Origin of the sequence: Thiorhodococcus minor (genome assembly GCF_010820565.1) — a bacterium.
In the GTDB taxonomy this organism is placed as follows: Bacteria; Pseudomonadota; Gammaproteobacteria; order Chromatiales; family Chromatiaceae; genus Thiorhodococcus; species Thiorhodococcus minor.
In genome coordinates, this window is sequence record NZ_JAAIJQ010000341.1 from 1 (window position 1) to 519 (window position 519).

Consider the following 519-nt stretch of genomic DNA (forward strand, 5'->3'; position numbering starts at 1 on the left):
GGCGGACAGCTCACGGCCGGCGAAGATTATCAAGAGCTGCGCGCCTCGGTCGGCCTGCACCTGCTCGACTTCGATCTCTTCACCGCCACCGACAGCCAACGCCAACAAGCCCTCTGGCGCTTCGAGATGCGCGATGAGCTCCAGCCCCAGGTCTCGCTCGGAAACATCCTGCAGATGAACCTGGTCGAGCTCAACAAGGCCGACCGGCTCGGGCTGCCGCCCGGACCGTTGCGCGCCTGGATCACCTTCTTCAAGCATTGGCAGGAGGAACTGACGATGGCCAACGTATCTCACGAACCGGTCCAGCAAGCGATGAGCCGCATCCGCCAGCTCAGCGCCGATGAAGAGGCCCGCCGCCTCGCCTTCGTGCGCGAGCGTGCATTGCACGATGAGGTCTCGTTTCTGAATGAAGCCAAGCGGGAAGGTCGTAAAGAAGGCCGTGAAGAAGGCCGTGAAGAAGGCCGTGAAGAAGTGGCGCGCAATCTACTGGCCATGAGCCTACTGACTGATGAGCAGATT

At 61.7% G+C, this 519-nt stretch carries 1 protein-coding gene; it reads left to right on the forward strand.

Annotated features, from left to right (window positions below):
- The coding region (locus G3446_RS27265) for an Rpn family recombination-promoting nuclease/putative transposase (protein WP_245232853.1) at positions 1-519 on the forward strand (519 nt) is incomplete at both ends.